This is a genomic window from Streptomyces sp. NPDC007205 (assembly GCF_040634095.1).
Classification (GTDB): domain Bacteria; phylum Actinomycetota; class Actinomycetes; order Streptomycetales; family Streptomycetaceae; genus Streptomyces.
The window spans coordinates 12,548-30,091 of the sequence record NZ_JBEYEW010000004.1; the positions used below are offsets into that span (position 1 = coordinate 12,548).

Here is a 17,544-nt window from a genome sequence, read left to right on the forward strand (position 1 = left end):
CCGGCGGCACTGCGGCTCCCCCCGGGGCCCGGGGCACGGGGAACTGCGCGGCCGGCCACGGCGCGGCCGCAGACGGGTACGGCGGAGTACCGGCCCTTTGCAACCCTCCTCAAGCGCCGGAGGCCAGAGCTCCCCTCCTCGGCTGAATCCCGGAGGGCACCGCACGGGCGCGTGCCGGGGTTCCCGTCCAGCAGGTGCCTCGGCGGGAGAGGAGGCGGTGGAGCCAGAGTTCGAGGGAGATGAGGTCGGCCAGGCCGTCCAGGGGCAGGGGGTCGCCGGCGGCGGCGCCGCGGAGCGCCTTGCGGATGACGTGCGCCTCCACCAGGCCGGCGTCGGCGAGGAGGGGCGTGGAGAAGAGGTCCAGCAGGGGGTCGGCCGCCACGCGCAGGCCCGCGCGTGCCGCTGCCGCCGAGGAGGCGTGCGAGGGGGCGCCCCAGCCGGGCGGCAGGTCGGTGACGCCGGCGCCCTCCAGGACCGTACGGAGGATGGCGGCGCGGGCGCCGGGCTGGACGCGCAGGGCTTCGGGCAGGGTGCGGCAGGCGCGGACGACCTGGTTGTCGAGGAACGGCGCGTGCAGGCGCTGGGAGCGGATCTCGGCGGCCTGTTCCAGGACGCGCAGGTCGGCGGCGTAGCGGGCGAGGGCGGCACGCGCGCGGTAGTCGCCGGGACGCTGGACGCCGGTTGCCGAGCGGTCCGCCTCCGACTGGAGAAGAACCGATACTTCAGCCAGGGCCTCCCCCGTTAGCCAGCGGGCCGCCGGCCCGGGTCTGGCCCAGGTCAGCGCGGCGAGGGACGCGCCGACCGCCCCTTTGGGCTCGTCGAAGCGGCGCCGCATCAGCCGCTCGGCCAGCACCTCCAGGCCGGTCCGGTAGGGCGTGCGGGCGAGGCGGCGGGCGGCGCCGTACACGCGCGCGGGGACCATCACCGAGCCGTCGGCCTTGGCGAGCGCGGCGACCGGGCGGACCAGATGGCGCCGTTTGCGGTCCATGAGGAGGTCGGCGAGGCGGGCCGGGTGGGCGTCCAGGACCTGCCGGGCGCCGTGGCCGGTGAAGTGGTCGGCGCTGCCGGCGGCGAGCCGGGCGCGGTGCCGGGCGGCCATGACCAGCGAGGGCCCCGGTTCGTCGGTGAGGGGGCCGTCGAGGTCGGCGTACGGCAGGGTCTCCTCGGCGCCGGTGACCACCATGTGGTGCAGGCGGGGGTTGGCGGCGAGGGCTCCGGCGCGTTCGAGTTCGGCCTCGCGGCCGGCCACCGCCAGGTCGTTGAAGGTGACGGCGACGAGCCGTTCGCCCGCGCCGGTGCCGTGGCCGAGGAGCGTGCCGGGTCTGCCGGGCAGCCCGGCGGCCAGCAGCGCGAGGGTGCCCGAGGCGGGGCCGCCGGACAGGTCGGCGCCGATGCCGGGCGCGGGCATCCCGCGCCGGGCCCGCCGCTCGGCCGGGCCCATGCCGGGCACCGGCCCGGGGTCGAGGCCGGGCACGTGCCGCGGTGCCGACAGCCGGGTGCGGACCGCCTCCACGAGGGCGTCGCGTACGGCGTCAACGGCGCGTTCCGGGTCGGCGGGGGCGGCGGCCACGGCGAGGGAGGCGACCGGCTCGTATCCGGCGATCTCGCGCGCCCCGGCGCGCAGCACGAGCGCGTGCCCCGGCGGAACGCGCCGCACACCCTCGTACGGGGTGCTGTCGCGCACCGCGGCCGGTACCTCCGGGGCGGCGAGCAGGGCGGCCAGGTGGGCGAAGTCGAGGTTGGCCTCGATGAGGTCGGCGAGGGGCAGCGCGGCGGTGGCGTAGGCGGTGCCGCCGGCCCAGGGGGTGTGGAAGACCGGACGGGCGCCGGCGAGATCGCCGCAGACGGTGATGCGCCGGCCGGCCTTGACGACCGCCGTGTAACTGCCGGGCCAGGCCGTCAGATGGCGCAGTGCGCCCCCGCGCGCGGTGAACAGGCCGCGTCTGAGCTCGTCGTCGGAGGCGCCGCAGATGCCGAGGACGGCGATGTGGCTGTCCGCGTCGGCCCGCACCACGCGCACCTCGTCCGGGCGCCAGTCGCCGACGGCCCACAGTGGATCCGGGTCGCCCCACAGGAGATGGGAGCCGACCGGGTGCAGGGTCTCGCCGTCGTAACCGGTGGCGCCCGCGGTGCCGATCCCGGTGACGCCCGCGGCGGTGCTGCTCCAACCCACCAACCACCGCATCGACGCCTCCACAGGCTGTGGACAACAGTGCTCTGTACGAACCGGATCCCCATGCTGCCATGAAGGGCGCGCTGTGGAGGGGCGGCGGCACCGGCTTCGATCGAGGGACGCGCAACGGGGACCGAGACGAGTACGACTCGAATGCGCCCCCTGTACGCTCCCCCAAAACGCCCTTCGCGCCGTCAAGTTGCATGGTGGGGGCGGATGTCCACCGTGAGAGACGAGGGCGATTTTCGGCCAAATACGCAGAGCGAAGCGGGAGATGCGCACGCTCCGTACAGGCTTGCGCAGGGCGCGGCGGCGCGGACTACGCGCACAGTCCGGGAGGCGGGCATCGCCTCCCGGACCGGTCCGCCACCCGCGGGGATGAAGGTGGCGGTGTCCCCCAGCCCACTGGATCCAGTACAGCGGGCCGACCCACGCAAGAGCCATGGAACCGCTCCCCCGGTGGCCGGAGAAGAGCGCACGGACGGGCGCACGGCCACACGCGCGGGGGCATGGGGCGACAGGCCGTGCACGGTGCGTACAGGGCCGTACTTCCGTACGGACCACAATCCCGCCATCCGGAACAATGCCCCTTAACGCTTGGGATGCGGCGAACTACGCTGGGTTTACGAATGCCGCATGGTTATGCCAGCGCGGCAGCCGTCTGTGTCGAGGGGTGGCGCATGTCCAGGGAGCAACGCGGGCCGAACGAAAAACTCGGCGCCGTTCTCGCCCTCGCGGGAATCAGCAACGCAGGACTCGCACGACGCGTCAACGACCTTGGCGCCCAACGCGGGTTGACTCTTCGCTACGACAAGACCTCCGTGGCGCGCTGGGTGTCGAAGGGGATGGTGCCGCAGGGCGCGGCGCCGCACCTCATCGCGGCCGCCATCGGACAGAAGCTCGGCCGCCCGGTGCCGCTCCACGAGATCGGCCTGGCGGACGCGGATCCCGCGCCCGAAGTGGGCCTCGCCTTCCCCAGAGACGTAGGACAGGCGGTGAAGTCGGCGACGGAGCTGTACCGTCTCGACCTCGCCGGGCGCCGGGCCGGCTCGGGCGGCATCTGGCAGTCCCTCGCCGGATCGTTCGCAGTGAGCGCATACGCAACGCCCGCCTCACGATGGCTGATAACCCCCGCCGACAGCTCGGTCGCGCGGGAGGCGGACTCCGCCGAGGGCTCCGGCGCACCGATCAAAGTCGGCCACAGCGATGTGCGCAAGCTGCGGGAGGCCGCCGAGGACGCCAGGCGGTGGGACTCCAAGTACGGCGGCGGGGACTGGCGTTCGTCGATGGTGCCCGAGTGCCTGCGCGTGGAGGCGGCACCGCTGCTGCTCGGCGCCTACTCCGACGAGGTGGGCCGCGCGCTGTTCGGCGCCTCCGCCGAACTCACCCGGCTCGCCGGGTGGATGGCCTTCGACACCGGCCAGCAGGAGGCCGCGCAGCGGTACTACATCCAGGCGCTGCGACTCGCGCGCGCGGCGGCGGATGTGCCCCTGGGGGGCTACGTCCTGGCCTCCATGTCACTGCAGGCGACGTACCGCGGCTTCGGCGACGAGGGGGTCGATCTGGCGCAGGCCGCGCTGGAGCGGAACCGGGGGCTGGCGACCGCGCGCACGATGAGCTTCTTCCGCCTGGTGGAGGCGCGGGCACACGCGCGTGCGGGAGACGCGCAGGCCGCCGGCGCCGCGCTCAAGGCGGCGGAGGGGTGGCTCGAGCGGTCCCGGGAGGGCGACAACGATCCTTCCTGGCTCGGTTTCTACGGCTACGACCGGTTCGCCGCCGATGCCGCGGAGTGCTACCGGGATCTGAAGGCGCCCCGGCAGGTGCGGCGGTTCACCGAACAGGCGCTGTCGAAACCGACGGAGGAGTTCGTACGGTCGCACGGGCTGCGGCTGGTGGTTTCGGCTGTCGCCGAGCTGGAGTCCGGGAATCTCGACGCCGCCTGCGAGCAGGGGGTGCGGGCCGTGGAGGTGGCCGGGCGGATCTCGTCCGCGCGCACCACCGAGTACGTGAAGGATCTCCTGCACCGGCTGGAGCCGTACGGGGACGAGCCGCGGGTGGTGGAGCTGCGGGAGAGGGCGCGGCCGCTGCTGATGGCACCAGCATGACAACCGTCACCACCTGCGTTTGAAGGCATTGTCAGTGGCGCAGTGCACTATCGGGAGTGGAGGTGGTGCTCGGTGCCAGTCGGGGCGTACGACTGTGATGTGCTCGTGGTCGGCGGGGGGATCGTCGGGCTGTCCACGGCGTATGCGATCACACGGGCCGCGCCGGGCACCCGGGTCACCGTGCTGGAGAAGGAGCCGGGACCGGCCCGGCACCAGACGGGGCGCAACAGCGGGGTCATCCACAGCGGGATCTACTACCGTCCCGGCTCGCTCAAGGCGCGGTACGCGGTGGGTGGCGCCGCCGAGATGGTGAAGTTCTGCGCCGAGTACGGCATCGCGCACGCCGTCACCGGCAAGCTGATCGTCGCCACGGAGCGGGAGGAGCTGCCCCGGCTGCACGCACTCGTGCAAAGAGGGCGCGAGAACGGGATCCCGGTGCGGGAGCTGGGCGCCGCACAGATCGGTGAGTACGAACCCGAGGTGAGGGGGCTGGCCGCCATACACGTCGGGACCACCGGCGTGTGCGACTTCGTCGGGGTCGCCCGGCAGCTCGCGCGGGCCTCAGGCGCCGAGATCCGGTACGGCGCGCGGGTCGTACGGGTCGACCGGCGGCCGGAGCGCGGTGTGGCCGTGCTCACCTCGGCCGGGGATGTCGTACGCGCGCGCGTGCTGGTGAACTGCGCCGGGCTGTACTGCGACGAGGTGGCCCGGCTGACCGGGGACGAGCCCGGGGTGCGGATCGTGCCGTTCCGCGGGGAGTACTACGAGCTGGCGCGGCCGGAGCTGGTGCGGGGGCTGGTGTATCCGGTGCCGGATCCGGCGTTCCCGTTCCTCGGGGTGCATCTGACCCGCGGGATCGACGGGGGTGTCCACATCGGGCCCAACGCGGTGCCGGCGCTGGCCCGGGAGGGATACGGCTGGGGAGTCGTACGCCCCCGGGAACTGGCCGGGACGGTGGCGTGGCCGGGGTCGTGGGCGATCGCCCGGCGGCACTGGAGATACGGCGCGGGGGAGCTGCGCCGCTCGCTGTCGAAGGGGGCGTTCCTGGAGGCGGTGCGCAGGTTGCTGCCCGGGGTGGAGGCGGACGACCTGGTGCGGGCCCCTGCCGGGGTGCGGGCGCAGGCGGTGCTGCGGGACGGGACGCTGGTCGACGACTTCCTCATCCGGGAGGGGGCGCGGGCCGTGCATGTGCTGAACGCGCCCTCGCCCGCGGCTACCGCTTCCCTGCCGATCGGCCGGGAAGTGGGGCGCCGGGTGCTGTCGATGCTCGGCTCGCTGTAGGGCCGTACCAGGGGCTCCGCCCCCTGGACCCCGTTTCCCACCCGCCTGCCCGACTCTGCCGGCCAAGAAGGCGCCCTCGCAGCGCGCCGTAAAATCGGAAGCACTGTGTCTGACTTCCTCAACGCCCCCGAAGCCCCCTCGCCGACCCCCCACACCCCCGGCGTCTCCCTCCGGCATACCCGGGCCAAGGGGGAGCCGCGGTTTCCGGACGGTCCCAAGGCCGATCCCGCCGGGTCGCATTTCGAGCGGCGGATCCGGAGTTTCCAGCCGCGGCGCAGCCGGGTGACCGCCGGACAGGCGGACGCGCTGCAGCGGCTGTGGCCCCAGTGGGGGCTCGACATCGACGGGCAGCGGGTCATCGACCTCGGCGAGCTGTTCGGCAACGACAAGCCGGTCGTGCTGGAGATCGGGTTCGGTATGGGCGAGGCCACCGCGCAGATGGCCGCCGCCGACCCGGACACCAACATCCTCGCCGTCGACGTGCACACCCCGGGGCAGGGCAATCTGCTGGGGCTCGCCGACCGGAAGGGCCTGTGCAACGTCCGGGTGGGCAACGGGGACGCGATCATCCTGCTCAGGGAGATGCTCGCCCCCGACTCCCTCGACGGGCTGCGGGTGTACTTCCCGGACCCCTGGCCCAAGAAGCGGCATCACAAGCGGCGGCTCATCCAGCCCGAGTTCCTGACGCTCGCCGCGACCCGGCTCAGGCCCGGTGCGATCGTGCACTGCGCGACCGACTGGGAGCCGTACGCCGAGCAGATGCTCGAGGTGCTCACCGCGCACCCCGGCTTCGAGAACACGCAGGCGGACGGCGGTTTCGCGCCGCGCCCCGAGCACCGGCCGCTGACCCGTTTCGAGGGACAGGGACTGGACAAGGGACATGTCGTGAACGATCTGCTCTTCCGGCGCGTACCGCACAGCCAGGACCGATAGCGACCGATAGCGCGTACCGCATCGGGGCCGGTAAACGCTCCAGCCCCTCGCCCCGCCACCGTTAGGGTCGATGCCGTGGCCACCAGTCCTCCGTTTCCGACGTACCCCCCGGGCCCCGACGGCCTTGTGCTCCGCCATCCGCACTGGTGGCAGCGCAGGTGGGTGCGGTACGGGGCACTGATCACACTGCTGGCGCTGTCCGGGCTGGTCATTCTCGCGATGGTGCGCAGACAGACCGGTACGGAGGGGTTTCTCGTCGGGCTCGGACTGGCCGTGCTGCCCGTGCCGTGGCTCGTGGCCGCCTTCCGGTGGCTGGACCGGGTGGCGCCGGGACCCTGGCGGAACCTGGTCTTCGCCTTCGCCTGGGGAGCGTGCGCGGCGGCGCTGATAGCCATCGTCGCCAACAGCTTCGCGACCAGGTGGATAGCCACCGCCGATCCCACCAGGGCCGACACCCTGGGCGCCACCGTGATAGCGCCCATCGTGGAGGAGTCCGCGAAGGCCGCCGCCGTCCTGCTCGTCTTTCTCTTCCGCAGACGTGACTTCACCGGGATCGTGGACGGGGTGGTGATAGCCGGGATCACCGCCACCGGGTTCGCGTTCACCGAGAACATCCTCTATCTGGGTACGGCCTTCGGGACCGACCAGCTCAGCGGCGGCCGTGGCATCGCCTCCGTCACCGCCGCCACCTTCTTCGTGCGCATCGTGATGTCCCCGTTCGCGCACCCCCTGTTCACCACCCTCACCGGCATCGGCTTCGGCGTCGCCGCGCTCTCCGCGGAGCGGCAGCATGCCCGGCGGGTGCTGCTGCCGCTGTGCGGTCTGCTGCTCGCGATGAGCATGCACGCCCTCTGGAACGGCTCCTCCACCTTCGGCGAGCTGGGATTCTTCGCCGTCTACGGCGGCTTCATGGTGCCCGTGTTCGGGTTGCTGACCTGGCTCGCGATCTGGACGCGACAGCGGGAGCTGCGGACCGTGCGGGCGGAGCTGCCGGCGTATGTGATGGCCGGGTGGCTGGGGCCCGCCGAGCCGTTCGCGCTCGGGTCGATGCGGGCGCGCCGGGCGGCCCGTGACTACGCCCGCCACCACGCCGGGCGGCCCGCGGCGCGCGCGGTGGCGCAGTACGAGGCGTACGCGACGTCGCTGGCGTCGCTGCGGCACCGGGGGCGCAAGGGGAAGGGCGGGGCCGACTTCGTCGTACGGGAGCGGGAGCTGCTGGACGAACTGTGGAAGCGGAGGGAGGCGGCCCGGCCGGCTTTGGAGTACGCGGCCAGGGCGACCGTTCCGGCGCCGGTCTACTGGGCTCCGCAGTTCGGTCGTCCGGCGGTGCCGTACTCCGCGTACAACCCGTACTGGTCATAGACCTTCGGCTGCGAGGGTTCGGCACCGCCGGATCGCGGCGCCGTGGCTGAGCGCCGCTGCGGCGGGACAGATCAAGCCGACGCGTCCGTCAGCCTGGCCACGTCCTCCTCCGTCAGCTTCAGGTCCGCCACCCCCAGCAGCGCCGGGAGCTGGGCCACCGTGCGGGCCGAGGCGATCGGGGCCGTGATCGTAGGCTGGGCGGCCAGCCAGGCGAGGGCGACCGTCGCGACGGGGACCTCGTGGGCGGCGGCGACCTCGTCCAGGGCCGCCAGGACCTTCTGGCCGCGCTCGGAGCCGGCGTACTGCTCGGCACGGCCCGCGCGAGCGCTGTCGACCTTGGTGCCGGGGCGGTACTTGCCGGTCAGGAAGCCCGCGGCGAGGGAGAAGTACGGCACGCCGGACAGGCCCTCGCGGGCGGCCAGGTCCTGCAGCGCGCCCTCGTAGGTGTCGCGGGACACGAGGTTGTAGTGCGGCTGGAGGGCGACGTAGCGGGCCAGGCCCTCGCGCTCGGAGAAGTCCAGCGAGGCCTGCAGCCGCTCGGGGCTGATGTTGGAGGCGGCGATGTGCCGGACCTTGCCCGCCTTCACCAGCTCGTCCAGCGCGCCGATGATCTCCTCGACCGGCACCTCGGGCTTGTCGAAGTGGGTGTAGTAGAGGTCGATGTAGTCGGTGTCCAGGCGGCGCAGGGAGGCGTCGGCGGCGGCCTTGATGTTGGCCGCGGACAGGCCCTGGTACTCGGGGTGCTGGCTGACCTTGGTGGCGATGACGACGTCGGCGCGGTTGCCGCGGGCCTTGACCCACTTGCCGATGATCGTCTCGGACTCGCCGCCCTTGTTGCCCTCGATCCAGGCGGAGTAGGCGTCGGCGGTGTCGATGAAGTTGCCGCCGGCGGCCGTGTAGGCGTCGAGGACGGCGAAGGAGGTCTCCTCGTCGGCGGTCCAGCCGAAGACGTTGCCGCCCAGGGAGAGCGGGAAGACCTCAAGGTCGGAGGAACCGAGTTTGCGCAGAGAAGTCATGCTCTATGCCAACGCCGGCGATGGATGATCGCATTCCACCGCCGGCGAAGATCCCGCACATGGGGAAGTCAGGGGTTGAGGCCCTTGTCCCGCAGCCACGGCGCCGGGTCGATGCCGGCGGCCTGGCCGTCCGGGTGGACCTCCAGGTGCAGGTGCGGGCCGGTGACGTTGCCGGTGGCGCCGATGCGGCCGATGACCTCGCCGGTCGAGACCTTCTGGCCGACCTTGACGTTGATCGAGGACTGGTGGCAGAACCACAGCTCGGTGCCGTCGTCCAGAGTGAGGACCGTGCGGTAGCCGTAGGCGCCGGCCCAGCCGGCCTGGGTGATCGTGCCGCCGTGGACGGCCTTGATGAGGGTGCCGGTGGGAGCGGCGAAGTCGAGGCCGGTGTGGTAGCCGGAGGACCACATGGCCCCGGGCTGGCCGAAGGTGCCGGTGATCGTGTACGAGACGACGGGCAGCTGGTACTGCCTGGCCAGCTCGGCCAGGCGCTTGGCCTCGGCCGCCTTCTTGGCGTCGGCCTCCGCCTTCTCCTTGGCGGCGGTGGCCTTGGCGGCGGCCTCCTGCTCCGCCTTGGCCGCGGCGTCGGCGGTCTGCTTCTCGGCGGCGGCGAGCGTGGCGGCGGTGGCCTTGCTGTCGGCCTTGCCCTGCTGCTGCTCGGCCTGGGCCATGATCCGGTTGCGCAGCGCCTCGCCCGCGTCGGAGTCCTTGCTGTCGGCCGAGGTCACGCCGACGTTGCCGAGCGCGGTGGGGTGCTCCTGGTGCGCGTCGGAGGAGTCGTCGCCGAAGAGGTGGCCGACGGAGTCCAGGTCCGGCAGGGATATGGAGACCGGCGGCTTGCCGGTGTTGGCGCTGGCCATGCCGCCCGCGCCGACCGCGGCCAGTACGCCGACGCCGAGGACGGTGGAGCTGCGCGCGAAACCGCCGCGCTGCTTGGCGACGCGGTGCCGGCCGCGGACCGGGGCGACGGAGTCCTCGGTGGGGTTCCACTCCTCCCAGGGGCCCTCTTCGGCACGGTAGGCGCCGTAGCCGAAGGTCTCGGGCTCGGTCGGCGCGGGCATGGACGGGGCTTCTGGGGCAGGCCGGTTGGACGCCACTCGGGCGTACTCCTTTCCTTCCTCCGCCTACCGGGTTAGCTGACGGGTTCGGAGCAGGAAGGTCTCCTACGCGCGTATACCGACTGCGGCATTCGCGCGATTCACCCCAAGATGGTGGTTCCCCGGTTCCCTCGCAGGATTCGGCGCGTGCGCACGGAGCCGTCTCTTGTGACGGCTGGGACGACCGCGCTGCGTTATCGAACGTTAATAGACCTGCTGGTCACTTTCCAAGCCGTTCGGCTTGATCATTAACGATTTCACCCGTGGACTTACCGGCCAGGACTGCTGCAAAACGGGCGAGTTGACCGGCGTTCAGGAGTCTCGGCGTTTTTGATGGTGACTCAGATGTTATGCGCACGGCGGTCGAGCTGTCACCGTCGGTGACCTTGCCGGGCGGGGCCGGGAAACGGGTGTGCGCGCCGCCCTCCGCATGGGGTACTCTGGAGTCACAACGACGCGGGGTGGAGCAGCTCGGTAGCTCGCTGGGCTCATAACCCAGAGGTCGCAGGTTCAAATCCTGTCCCCGCTACTGAAGGCCCAGGGCCGGAATCCAGTGGATTCCGGCCCTGGGTGTTTTCAGCCCCCCAGCAGATGCCCGTTCGGCGCCTTGGCGGGTCCCGCCAGCTCCGGCAGTACGACCACCTGCGCACCCGCCCTGGCCAGGACCCCCGTACCGTCGGCCGAGGCAACGAACGTGTCCGGCTCCCGCCACGCGGTGACCACCCTGCGCACCCCCGCCCGCAGAATCAGCTCGGCGCAGGGCGCCGGCCGAGAGGCCCGCCGGGCACAGGGCTCCAGGCTGCTGTAGACCGTTGCGCCGGCCAGCCGGGAATCCGCCGGGTCGACCTTCGCCAGCGCCGCCTCCTCCGCGTGGACCACGGGGTCGTCGCCCTCCCGGGAATGGCCCCGGGCCAGCTCCGTACCGTCGGCGGCGACCACGACCGCGCCGACGCTGAACGCCGTCTCCGAGGGCGGGCACAGCGCGGCCAGGTCGCAGGCGGTGCGCAGCCAGTGGCGGTCGGCGGCGGCGGGGACCGGGCCGGTGCCGGGGGCCGTGGGCTCGTAGCGCATGAGGACCACGTCCTCGATGCGACGGGTCTCGGTGAGCCGCAGCCGGCCGGGCTGGTAGGCGCCCGGGCCGAACAGGCGGGGGGCGGCCGGGTCGCCGACGAACAGCGGCGCGAGCACCAGCTGGAGCTCGTCGGCGAGGCCCAGCTGGAGCAGCTGGGTGTGGACCGTACCGCCGCCCTCGACCATCAGGCGCCGTATGCCGCGCACCTCGTGCAGATTCCGCAGCAGGGCGTGCCAGTCGAGCTCGGGGCCGAGCGGGACGATGCCGGCGGTGCCGCCGAGGAGGCGTGCGGCCCGTTCGGCGCCCTGGTCGGTCGTGTAGACGAGTTTGTCGCCGCCGGTGTGCCAGAAGTGGGCGTCGGGATCGAGGTCGCCGGTGGCGGTGACGGTGACCTTCAGCGGGTACTCCGGCCGGCCCCCGGCCACCCGGGCCGCGCGGCGCTCGGCGGAGTTGACCAGCAGCCGTGGGTTGTCGGCGCGGATCGTGCCGGCGCCGACCAGAATCGCGTCGACGGAGGCCCGGACCGCGTCGACCCGGTCGAAGTCGGCCGGACTGGACAGCAGGAGCCGGTCGGGGCCGGTGTCGTCCAGGTAGCCGTCGAGGGAGACGGCGGCGGACAGCAGCACATAGGGGTACGACATCGGCGCGCTCTCCCTGCGAAGTGGCTCTTGGTTCAAGTTTGAAACAAACTTACACTGGCGGCATGACGACCCGCTGGCTCACTCCCGAGGAGCAGCGCGCCTGGCGCGCCTACCTGGCCGCCGCCCGGCTCCTGGACGACGCGATCGACCGGAACCTGCAGCAGACGGCCGGCATGCCGCATCTGTTCTACTCCGTGCTGGCCAACCTCTCCGAAGCACCCGACCGGCGGCTGCGCATGACCGATCTCGCCGAGACGCTGAAGATCACGCGCAGTCGGCTGACCTATGCGGTGACCCGCCTCGAGCGGGACGGGCTGGTGCGCCGCGAGGACTGCCGCTGGGACAAGCGCAGCAGCATCGCCGTGCTGACGGGCGAGGGGCTGGCCGTGCTGGAGCGTACGGCACCCGGACACGTGCAGACCGTGCGCGCCACTTTGTTCGACCGGCTCACACCGGAACAGGTCGGGCAGCTGGAGGAGATCTGCACCGGGATCGCGCGCGGGTTGCAGGGCGACGACACCGAGCCCGGGGCGGCGGAGGACGTGCCCTGGCGGCGCCGGTCGTCCTGTTCCTCGTCGGCCCCGCCCGCGTCCCCGGAGTCCCGTCCGGCCGGAAACTGATTGCTTTAAGTTTTAAGCGTGCAGTAGGGTCCCTGCGTGCCGCTGCTTCAAATCTGAAGCAACTTTCCCGGAGGGACCCGCATGCCCGACACCACCGCCGCCACGCCGCGCGCCCGCGTCCGGGTACCGCTGCGCTTCCACGACGGCTACAGCGTCGACGCCGAACTCGTCACCTTCCACGGCCTGGCCGACGGCCAGGAGCATGTCGCCGTCGTCCTCGGCGACCCCGGCCCGGTCCCGCTGGTGCGCCTGCACTCCGAGTGCCTGACCGGCGACGTCTTCGGCTCGGCCCGCTGCGACTGCGGACCCCAGCTGCGCGAGGCGGTCGAGCGCATCGCCGCCACCGGTGGCGTCCTGCTCTACCTCCGCCAGGAGGGCCGCGGCATCGGCCTCTACAACAAGCTCGACGCCTACGCCCTCCAGGACCAGGGCCTCGACACCTACGAGGCGAACGCCGCGCTCGGCCTGCCGGAGGACGCCCGCGACTACACCGCCGCCGCGCAGATGCTCGCCGCCCTCGGCATCGACGAGCTGGACCTGCTGTCCAACAACCCCGACAAGGCCGAGCAGTTGCGCACGCTGGGCGTCGTCGTACGGGACCGCGTGCCGACCGGTGTCTTCACCACGGCCCACAACGTCCGCTACCTGCGCGCGAAGGTCCTCCAGACCCGCCACACCCTCCCCCTGGCCGAACTGACGGAGCTGACCGCGGGCTGACGCTCAGCTCCGGCGGTGGCCCGGGAGGCGGAGGGCCGGCAGGGCCGGCAGGGTCGCCGCGACGGTGTACGCGGTGCGGAAACCGGCCGGGTGCAGGCCCGCCGAGCCCGGCACCACCGACAGCACGGCCGTGCCGACGGAGACGCCCAGCTGGGAGTTGATGCTCAGCGCGGTGCTCGCCGCGGGCAGCCCCCGGCTCGCGGTGGTCATCGTCGGCATCAGCACCATGCCGGTGCCGAGCCCATCACCATGGCCGATGTGACGATCCGCCAGGACGGGACCCCGGGTATCCCGGACTACCAGGCCAGCAGTGCCATCCCGAGGGCGGCCACCGCGATGCCGGCCGGGATCAGCCGGCGCGGCGCCACCGTGTCGATCCGGCGCGCCGCGACCTGCATCGTCGTACCGACCACGAGACCGACCGGCCCTCCCGCCGGCGGAGACGGACCGTCTCATCAGGGGCGGGGTGGCGGCGTTCCTGCGGGCCTACGGCGCCTGAACCCCCTGGGGAGTTGCCATGCCGTCGGCCTGCCGCGGCTGCTCGACGATCGGTTTCAGCCAGGCCTCGCGCCCGCCCCGCGCTGCGCGCCTAGCCGTTCGCCCGCCATCCCGGCCGTCGCGACACGGGCAAGTCACCCTGACGGACGCACAGAGGTCCGAGCGGGCCGACCGTGACGGCAAGGCCGCCGGTGGCCGGATCCGTTCGCTCTATATGCGCGGAATGAAATTTCCCGGCTACTCGCATTTTCGCAATTGCGGTCATCGGACTCGGCGGATACTGCTTTCGGGCCACGAAAACACCCGAATGCCGCACACCCCCGCCACCCGAGGAGCTCGTTAGGCGGTCGTGACACTGACTGAGAGGCTCGCGGCCGGGAATCTTCGCTCGGCGCTCACACTTCAGGCGGAACACGATGAAGGGGAGGGGTACTTTGACGGATGTTCGGATCTTCTCGATGAGTTCCTGAGGAGAATCACCCAGCTGGAAACCGAGTATCTGCAGGCGATGGTGGGGCTATAGGACTTACCTGATGGACAGGATGCAGGACGAAGACATCTTCAGCGACTCCGAGTTCAGCACGATCGAGATAGAGTGGGACCCGGTCGAAGAGCTGGCCCAGATGCTGTCCGCGGCGTCCGGCGCGAATCCCGAGCCGAGCCCGCCGCACGAACGGTCCAGCCACAGGCGGAACCGGCGGCGGATCCGCACGGAATCCCGCTCGCCCGAGAACAATCGCAGCGCTCACGTCACCCTCTTGATCGCGACGATCTCGGTGTGTGCAATCTGCATGTTGGGCTGGTCGTTTTCTTATTCTTATACCCAGCTCCGCGCCACCGCCTCTTCCGTACTGCCGATGAGACTGGCCCAGTGGTGGCCGCTGACGGTGTACGGACCGTGGCTCGTGGCCGCCCTTTCCATTCTGCGGGCCACGGTGCAGAGTCGGAGTGCGCGCAGATCCTGGGGTGTGCTGCTGGGCGCCTCCGCCATGGCCGTCGCCCTGTGCGTCAGTCATTCATCACATTCACCGCTTTCACTGATCATCTTCGGAATTCCACCGATCACCGCACTGGTGTGTTTCTGGGAGATCGTCGGGCAGGTCTCATCCAAGGTGTCCAAGCCCCGGCACGCCGCACACAGTCGGCGGAACTCCAAGCCGCAAGGGCCGTCGTTCGACACCCCTTGAAGTACGGCGCCCGGACCGGTTGCAGCCGGTCCGGACGCCGCCAAGGGTCACCGACCGTGTTCGTTCGACATGCGGAGCGTGCGGGTCTACGCAAGCCTGGGCTCACCCCCAAGACACCTGTCTTGCCGGAGGACCCAGAAAGGACCGTTCACCATGCGACACATCTCCGCCCTCTTCATCGCCGCGCTCCTTGCGGCACTTGCGATCCCCGCCGGTACCGCTTCGGCTGCCGACGGTCACGTCTGCGATGAGCACACGATTAGCAAGCTCTGCTGGTGACCTCTCCTTGAGCGTGGACAGGCCGTCGACCGTGGAGGTCACGGCCTGTTCGCGTACTCAGCCGCTGTTCTCCCACGAGAGTTCCACCCGCGGTTGAACCGAGAAGGATGAGCTCGGTGTTCGCGGTGAACTCTCGTCCCGATGTCATGGTGGTTCACAGCCTCCTGGAGTGGTGGCGAATGATCAGCGGACGGCTTCGGCCGCCGTGACGGAGTTTTCCGGAGCAGAGCTGCTCCACGACGCACGGGCGACGGTGCAGGGAAGACAGGCGACCAGGACAGCGGCGCGGGGGGCCGTTCGCCGGGGCGGCGAGCAGACCGACGAGCGGTGGGCCGAGGACGAAGACCACTTCCATGCCCACGGATTCGAGCGAGTTGGCCGGACCGCGAAGATGTTCCGCGATGTCGGCCTTGGCCCACAGCGCCCTCATGCCGGCTCCCACGGGCAGGGCGGTCGCGCCGGTGATCACGCACCCCATGACGAACCCCGGGAGACTGTGCCCAGTCGCGCTCCACAGGGCCGTCGGGGTGCCCAGGACGCTGGTCACCGCCAGCAGGGCGAGCACCTCCGCCCGCAGGGAGCCGGGGGTACGGAGCAGCGACCGGTAGGGATTCACGTGGTGTCCCGCCGCAGCCAGGTCACACGACCGTCGTCAGCCACCGAACCATCCGCCCCAGCCTGCGGGCGATCAGCAGGCCGCGGGCACATCCGCTCACGCATCGCTCACGCAAGCCCCCGGAAAAGAGACAGCGCCCGAGCCGACCGAAGCCGACCCGGACGCTGCGTAGCAGGTCAGAGGGGGTGAACCCTCCCCCGCATCCGTAGGCCCTGTGGGACTCGAACCCACAACCAATGGATTAAAAGTCCACTGCTCTGCCAATTGAGCTAAGGGCCCAGGCGATGTTGCCTGTCCGAGCATAGCCGGACGAGGCCGAGTCTCCGATCGGGTATCGGTGACCCGGCCGCGTCGGGTGGGGTTCGGAACGGGAAGAGCGGGCCGGATGATCACTTTTCGACCAGTGTCGGAGCGGCGGCCCGCTCCCCGCCCAGGAACCAGTGGCGGGCGGAGGCCAGCCACCAGGCCGCGGCGAAGCCGAGGACGACCAGGACGGCGACGGGGGCGTAGTTGAAGGTCTTCCAGGTGACCGGGGAGACCTGCGGGAGCATGAAGAGGATCGTGATCACCACGACCCACGTCACCGAGACGACACCGACCAGGGACGACCAGCGGCCCAGGTGCCACGGCCCGCGTTCGAAGGCGGCGCCCCTGCGGACCCGCAGGAAGGTCGGGATGACGTACGCGATGTAGAGGCCGATGACCGCGATCGACGTCACCGCCGCGTAGGCCGTCGAGTTGATCAGATAGGGCAGGCCGAGGGCCAGGGCGCCAAGGGCGGCCAGCCAGACCGCCGCCACGGGGGTGCGGGTGCGCGGGCTGACCGTGTGCCAGACATGGGAGAACGGCAGCGCGCCGTCGCGCGAAAAGGCGTAGATCATGCGGCTGTTGGCCGTCACCGACGCCATGCCGCAGAAGAGCTGGGCGCCGATCACGACCAGGAGCAGCAGTTTGCCCGTCGTCGCTCCCAGGGCGTCCAGGAGGATCTGGGCCGGGGGCGCGCCCGTCGGGGACGTCAGTTCCCCGTCGTAGGACTGGATCGCGAACGTGAAGCCCAGCAGGAGCACGAAACCGGCGATCCAGGACGTCCAGATCGAGCGGACGATGCCCTTCGGGCCCGCCGTGGACGCGTCGTGGGTCTCCTCGGTCATGTGGGCGGAGGCGTCGTAGCCGGTGAAGGTGTACTGGGCCATGAGAAGGCCGAGGAGGACGACGTACGGGCCGCTGCCCCAGCCCGTCCCGTTGACGAAGTGCGTGAACACGAACGACGCCGTCTGGTGGTGGTCGGGGACGAGGGCGAGGGCGGCGACGATCACCGCCACGCCCACTACGTGCCACCACACGCTCACGCTGTTCAGGAACGCGACGATGCGCACCCCGAAGGTGTTCAGCAGGCCGTGGAGGACGAGGATCGCCGCGAACAGCAGGACCGTGCGGACCGGTGTCACCTCGAAGTCGAACTGGAGGTTCAGGTACGCCCCCAGGAAGGAAGCCGCGCCGAAGTCGATGCCCGCGGTCACCGCGACCTGGCCCAGCACGTTGAACCAGCCGGTGAACCAGGCCCAGGCCGCCGCCGAGCGGGGTGGTGCGAGGCGGTGGGCCCAGAAGTACAGGCCGGCCGAGGTGGGGTACGCCGAGCAGATTTCGGCCATCGAGAGGCCGACGAACAGGGTCAGCAGGCCCACCGCCACCCAGCCCCAGGTGATCACCGCGGGGCCGCCGGTGGTCATGCCGAAGAGATACAGGGTCAGACAGCCGGACAGCACCGAGATGATCGTGAAGGAGACGGCGTAGTTGGAGAACGCCGACATCCTGCGGGCGAGGACCTGGGTGTAGCCGAGCTGGGCCAGCCGCTCCTCGTCCGAGAGGCCGTGGCTCCCGTTCGCTCTCGCATCTTCTGTCATGCCCCCAGCAATTCCCCCCGTGGGGGCGTGACATGCGTCACCC

At 71.3% G+C, this 17,544-nt stretch carries 15 protein-coding genes, 2 tRNA genes and 1 riboswitch; of the genes, 9 read left to right on the forward strand and 8 right to left on the reverse strand.

Going from position 1 to position 17,544, the window contains the following annotated elements; genetic code table 11:
* Positions 1 to 109 precede the first annotated feature (109 nt).
* Positions 110 to 2,185 (reverse strand): asparagine synthase-related protein, encoded by a 2,076-nt coding sequence (locus ABZ624_RS08730; RefSeq protein WP_360084098.1) that lies wholly within the window; start codon positions 2,183 to 2,185, stop codon positions 110 to 112.
* 668 nt (positions 2,186 to 2,853) lie between these two features.
* Between ABZ624_RS08730 and ABZ624_RS08735 the strand changes: the two genes are divergently transcribed.
* The 4 genes from ABZ624_RS08735 (at position 2,854) to ABZ624_RS08750 (ending at position 7,854) form a co-directional block, all read left to right on the forward strand.
* A complete protein-coding gene (locus tag ABZ624_RS08735) occupies positions 2,854 to 4,278 on the forward strand; it encodes an MFS transporter (protein ID WP_360084100.1) in 1,425 nt (474 codons plus the stop codon).
* A gap of 72 nt (positions 4,279 to 4,350) precedes the next feature.
* Positions 4,351 to 5,559: an L-2-hydroxyglutarate oxidase gene (gene lhgO / locus ABZ624_RS08740; protein ID WP_360084102.1), complete on the forward strand. Its 1,209-nt coding sequence runs from the start codon at positions 4,351 to 4,353 to the stop codon at positions 5,557 to 5,559.
* 105 nt (positions 5,560 to 5,664) lie between these two features.
* Positions 5,665 to 6,492 carry a tRNA (guanosine(46)-N7)-methyltransferase TrmB gene (gene trmB, locus ABZ624_RS08745; RefSeq protein WP_360084104.1) on the forward strand — a complete coding sequence of 276 codons (828 nt, stop codon included), beginning with the start codon at positions 5,665 to 5,667 and terminating at the stop codon, positions 6,490 to 6,492.
* Between the two features lie 75 nt (positions 6,493 to 6,567).
* Positions 6,568 to 7,854, forward strand: coding sequence for a PrsW family intramembrane metalloprotease (locus ABZ624_RS08750; RefSeq protein WP_360084106.1), 1,287 nt, complete (start codon positions 6,568 to 6,570; stop codon positions 7,852 to 7,854).
* Between the two features lie 71 nt (positions 7,855 to 7,925).
* On the opposite strand, the gene ABZ624_RS08755 is transcribed toward ABZ624_RS08750, so the two are convergent.
* Together ABZ624_RS08755 and ABZ624_RS08760 are read right to left on the reverse strand one after the other, a co-directional pair.
* Positions 7,926 to 8,870: an aldo/keto reductase gene (locus ABZ624_RS08755; RefSeq protein ID WP_360084108.1), complete on the reverse strand. Its 945-nt coding sequence runs from the start codon at positions 8,868 to 8,870 to the stop codon at positions 7,926 to 7,928.
* Between the two features lie 68 nt (positions 8,871 to 8,938).
* Positions 8,939 to 9,967 carry a M23 family metallopeptidase gene (locus ABZ624_RS08760; RefSeq protein ID WP_360084110.1) on the reverse strand — a complete coding sequence of 343 codons (1,029 nt, stop codon included), beginning with the start codon at positions 9,965 to 9,967 and terminating at the stop codon, positions 8,939 to 8,941.
* Positions 9,968 to 9,974: 7 nt separating this feature from the next.
* Positions 9,975 to 10,123, reverse strand: a riboswitch (cyclic di-AMP (ydaO/yuaA leader).
* A gap of 299 nt (positions 10,124 to 10,422) precedes the next feature.
* Here ABZ624_RS08760 and ABZ624_RS08765 point away from each other — a divergent pair.
* Positions 10,423 to 10,496 (forward strand) — tRNA-Met (locus tag ABZ624_RS08765).
* Positions 10,497 to 10,543: 47 nt separating this feature from the next.
* On the opposite strand, the gene ABZ624_RS08770 is transcribed toward ABZ624_RS08765, so the two are convergent.
* A complete protein-coding gene (locus ABZ624_RS08770) occupies positions 10,544 to 11,680 on the reverse strand; it encodes a dihydrofolate reductase family protein (RefSeq protein ID WP_360084112.1) in 1,137 nt (378 codons plus the stop codon).
* A gap of 62 nt (positions 11,681 to 11,742) precedes the next feature.
* On the opposite strand from ABZ624_RS08770, the gene ABZ624_RS08775 reads away from it, so the two are divergent.
* Together ABZ624_RS08775 and ribA are read left to right on the forward strand one after the other, a co-directional pair.
* Complete coding sequence (locus ABZ624_RS08775) at positions 11,743 to 12,300, forward strand: MarR family transcriptional regulator (protein WP_360084114.1); 558 nt, start codon at positions 11,743 to 11,745, stop codon at positions 12,298 to 12,300.
* An 81-nt stretch (positions 12,301 to 12,381) separates the two neighbouring features.
* Positions 12,382 to 13,017, forward strand: a complete 636-nt coding sequence (gene ribA / locus ABZ624_RS08780; protein WP_360084116.1) for a GTP cyclohydrolase II — start codon at positions 12,382 to 12,384, stop codon at positions 13,015 to 13,017.
* A gap of 3 nt (positions 13,018 to 13,020) precedes the next feature.
* Here the strand turns inward: ribA and ABZ624_RS08785 are convergent, their stop codons facing one another.
* Entirely contained in the window at positions 13,021 to 13,236 is a 216-nt protein-coding gene (locus tag ABZ624_RS08785; RefSeq protein WP_360084118.1) for a hypothetical protein, read from the reverse strand.
* A gap of 628 nt (positions 13,237 to 13,864) precedes the next feature.
* Here ABZ624_RS08785 and ABZ624_RS08790 point away from each other — a divergent pair.
* Complete coding sequence (locus ABZ624_RS08790; protein ID WP_351249866.1) at positions 13,865 to 14,038, forward strand: hypothetical protein; 174 nt, start codon at positions 13,865 to 13,867, stop codon at positions 14,036 to 14,038.
* Between the two features lie 10 nt (positions 14,039 to 14,048).
* A complete protein-coding gene (locus ABZ624_RS08795; RefSeq protein ID WP_360084120.1) occupies positions 14,049 to 14,702 on the forward strand; it encodes a DUF2637 domain-containing protein in 654 nt (217 codons plus the stop codon).
* A 433-nt stretch (positions 14,703 to 15,135) separates the two neighbouring features.
* Here the strand turns inward: ABZ624_RS08795 and ABZ624_RS08800 are convergent, their stop codons facing one another.
* The 3 genes from ABZ624_RS08800 to ABZ624_RS08810 form a co-directional block, all read right to left on the reverse strand.
* The gene (locus ABZ624_RS08800) at positions 15,136 to 15,597 is read right to left on the reverse strand and encodes a hypothetical protein (RefSeq protein ID WP_360084122.1); all 462 of its coding nucleotides are present in this window, start codon (positions 15,595 to 15,597) and stop codon (positions 15,136 to 15,138) included.
* A gap of 206 nt (positions 15,598 to 15,803) precedes the next feature.
* A tRNA-Lys gene (locus tag ABZ624_RS08805) sits at positions 15,804 to 15,876 on the reverse strand.
* Between the two features lie 110 nt (positions 15,877 to 15,986).
* Positions 15,987 to 17,501, reverse strand: a complete 1,515-nt coding sequence (locus ABZ624_RS08810) for an amino acid permease (protein WP_360084124.1) — start codon at positions 17,499 to 17,501, stop codon at positions 15,987 to 15,989.
* Positions 17,502 to 17,544: the final 43 nt, after the last annotated feature.

Coding starts and splice junctions, on each gene's coding strand:
- ABZ624_RS08755 (WP_360084108.1), bottom strand. CDS start 8,870: ATGACTTCTCTGCGCAAACTCGGTTCCTCCGACCTTGAGGTCTTCCCG.
- ABZ624_RS08775 (WP_360084114.1), top strand. CDS start 11,743: ATGACGACCCGCTGGCTCACTCCCGAGGAGCAGCGCGCCTGGCGCGCC.
- ABZ624_RS08735 (WP_360084100.1), top strand. CDS start 2,854: ATGTCCAGGGAGCAACGCGGGCCGAACGAAAAACTCGGCGCCGTTCTC.
- ABZ624_RS08795 (WP_360084120.1), top strand. CDS start 14,049: ATGGACAGGATGCAGGACGAAGACATCTTCAGCGACTCCGAGTTCAGC.
- ABZ624_RS08730 (WP_360084098.1), bottom strand. CDS start 2,185: ATGCGGTGGTTGGTGGGTTGGAGCAGCACCGCCGCGGGCGTCACCGGG.
- ABZ624_RS08810 (WP_360084124.1), bottom strand. CDS start 17,501: ATGACAGAAGATGCGAGAGCGAACGGGAGCCACGGCCTCTCGGACGAG.
- ABZ624_RS08770 (WP_360084112.1), bottom strand. CDS start 11,680: ATGTCGTACCCCTATGTGCTGCTGTCCGCCGCCGTCTCCCTCGACGGC.
- ABZ624_RS08785 (WP_360084118.1), bottom strand. CDS start 13,236: ATGCCGACGATGACCACCGCGAGCCGGGGGCTGCCCGCGGCGAGCACC.
- ribA (WP_360084116.1), top strand. CDS start 12,382: ATGCCCGACACCACCGCCGCCACGCCGCGCGCCCGCGTCCGGGTACCG.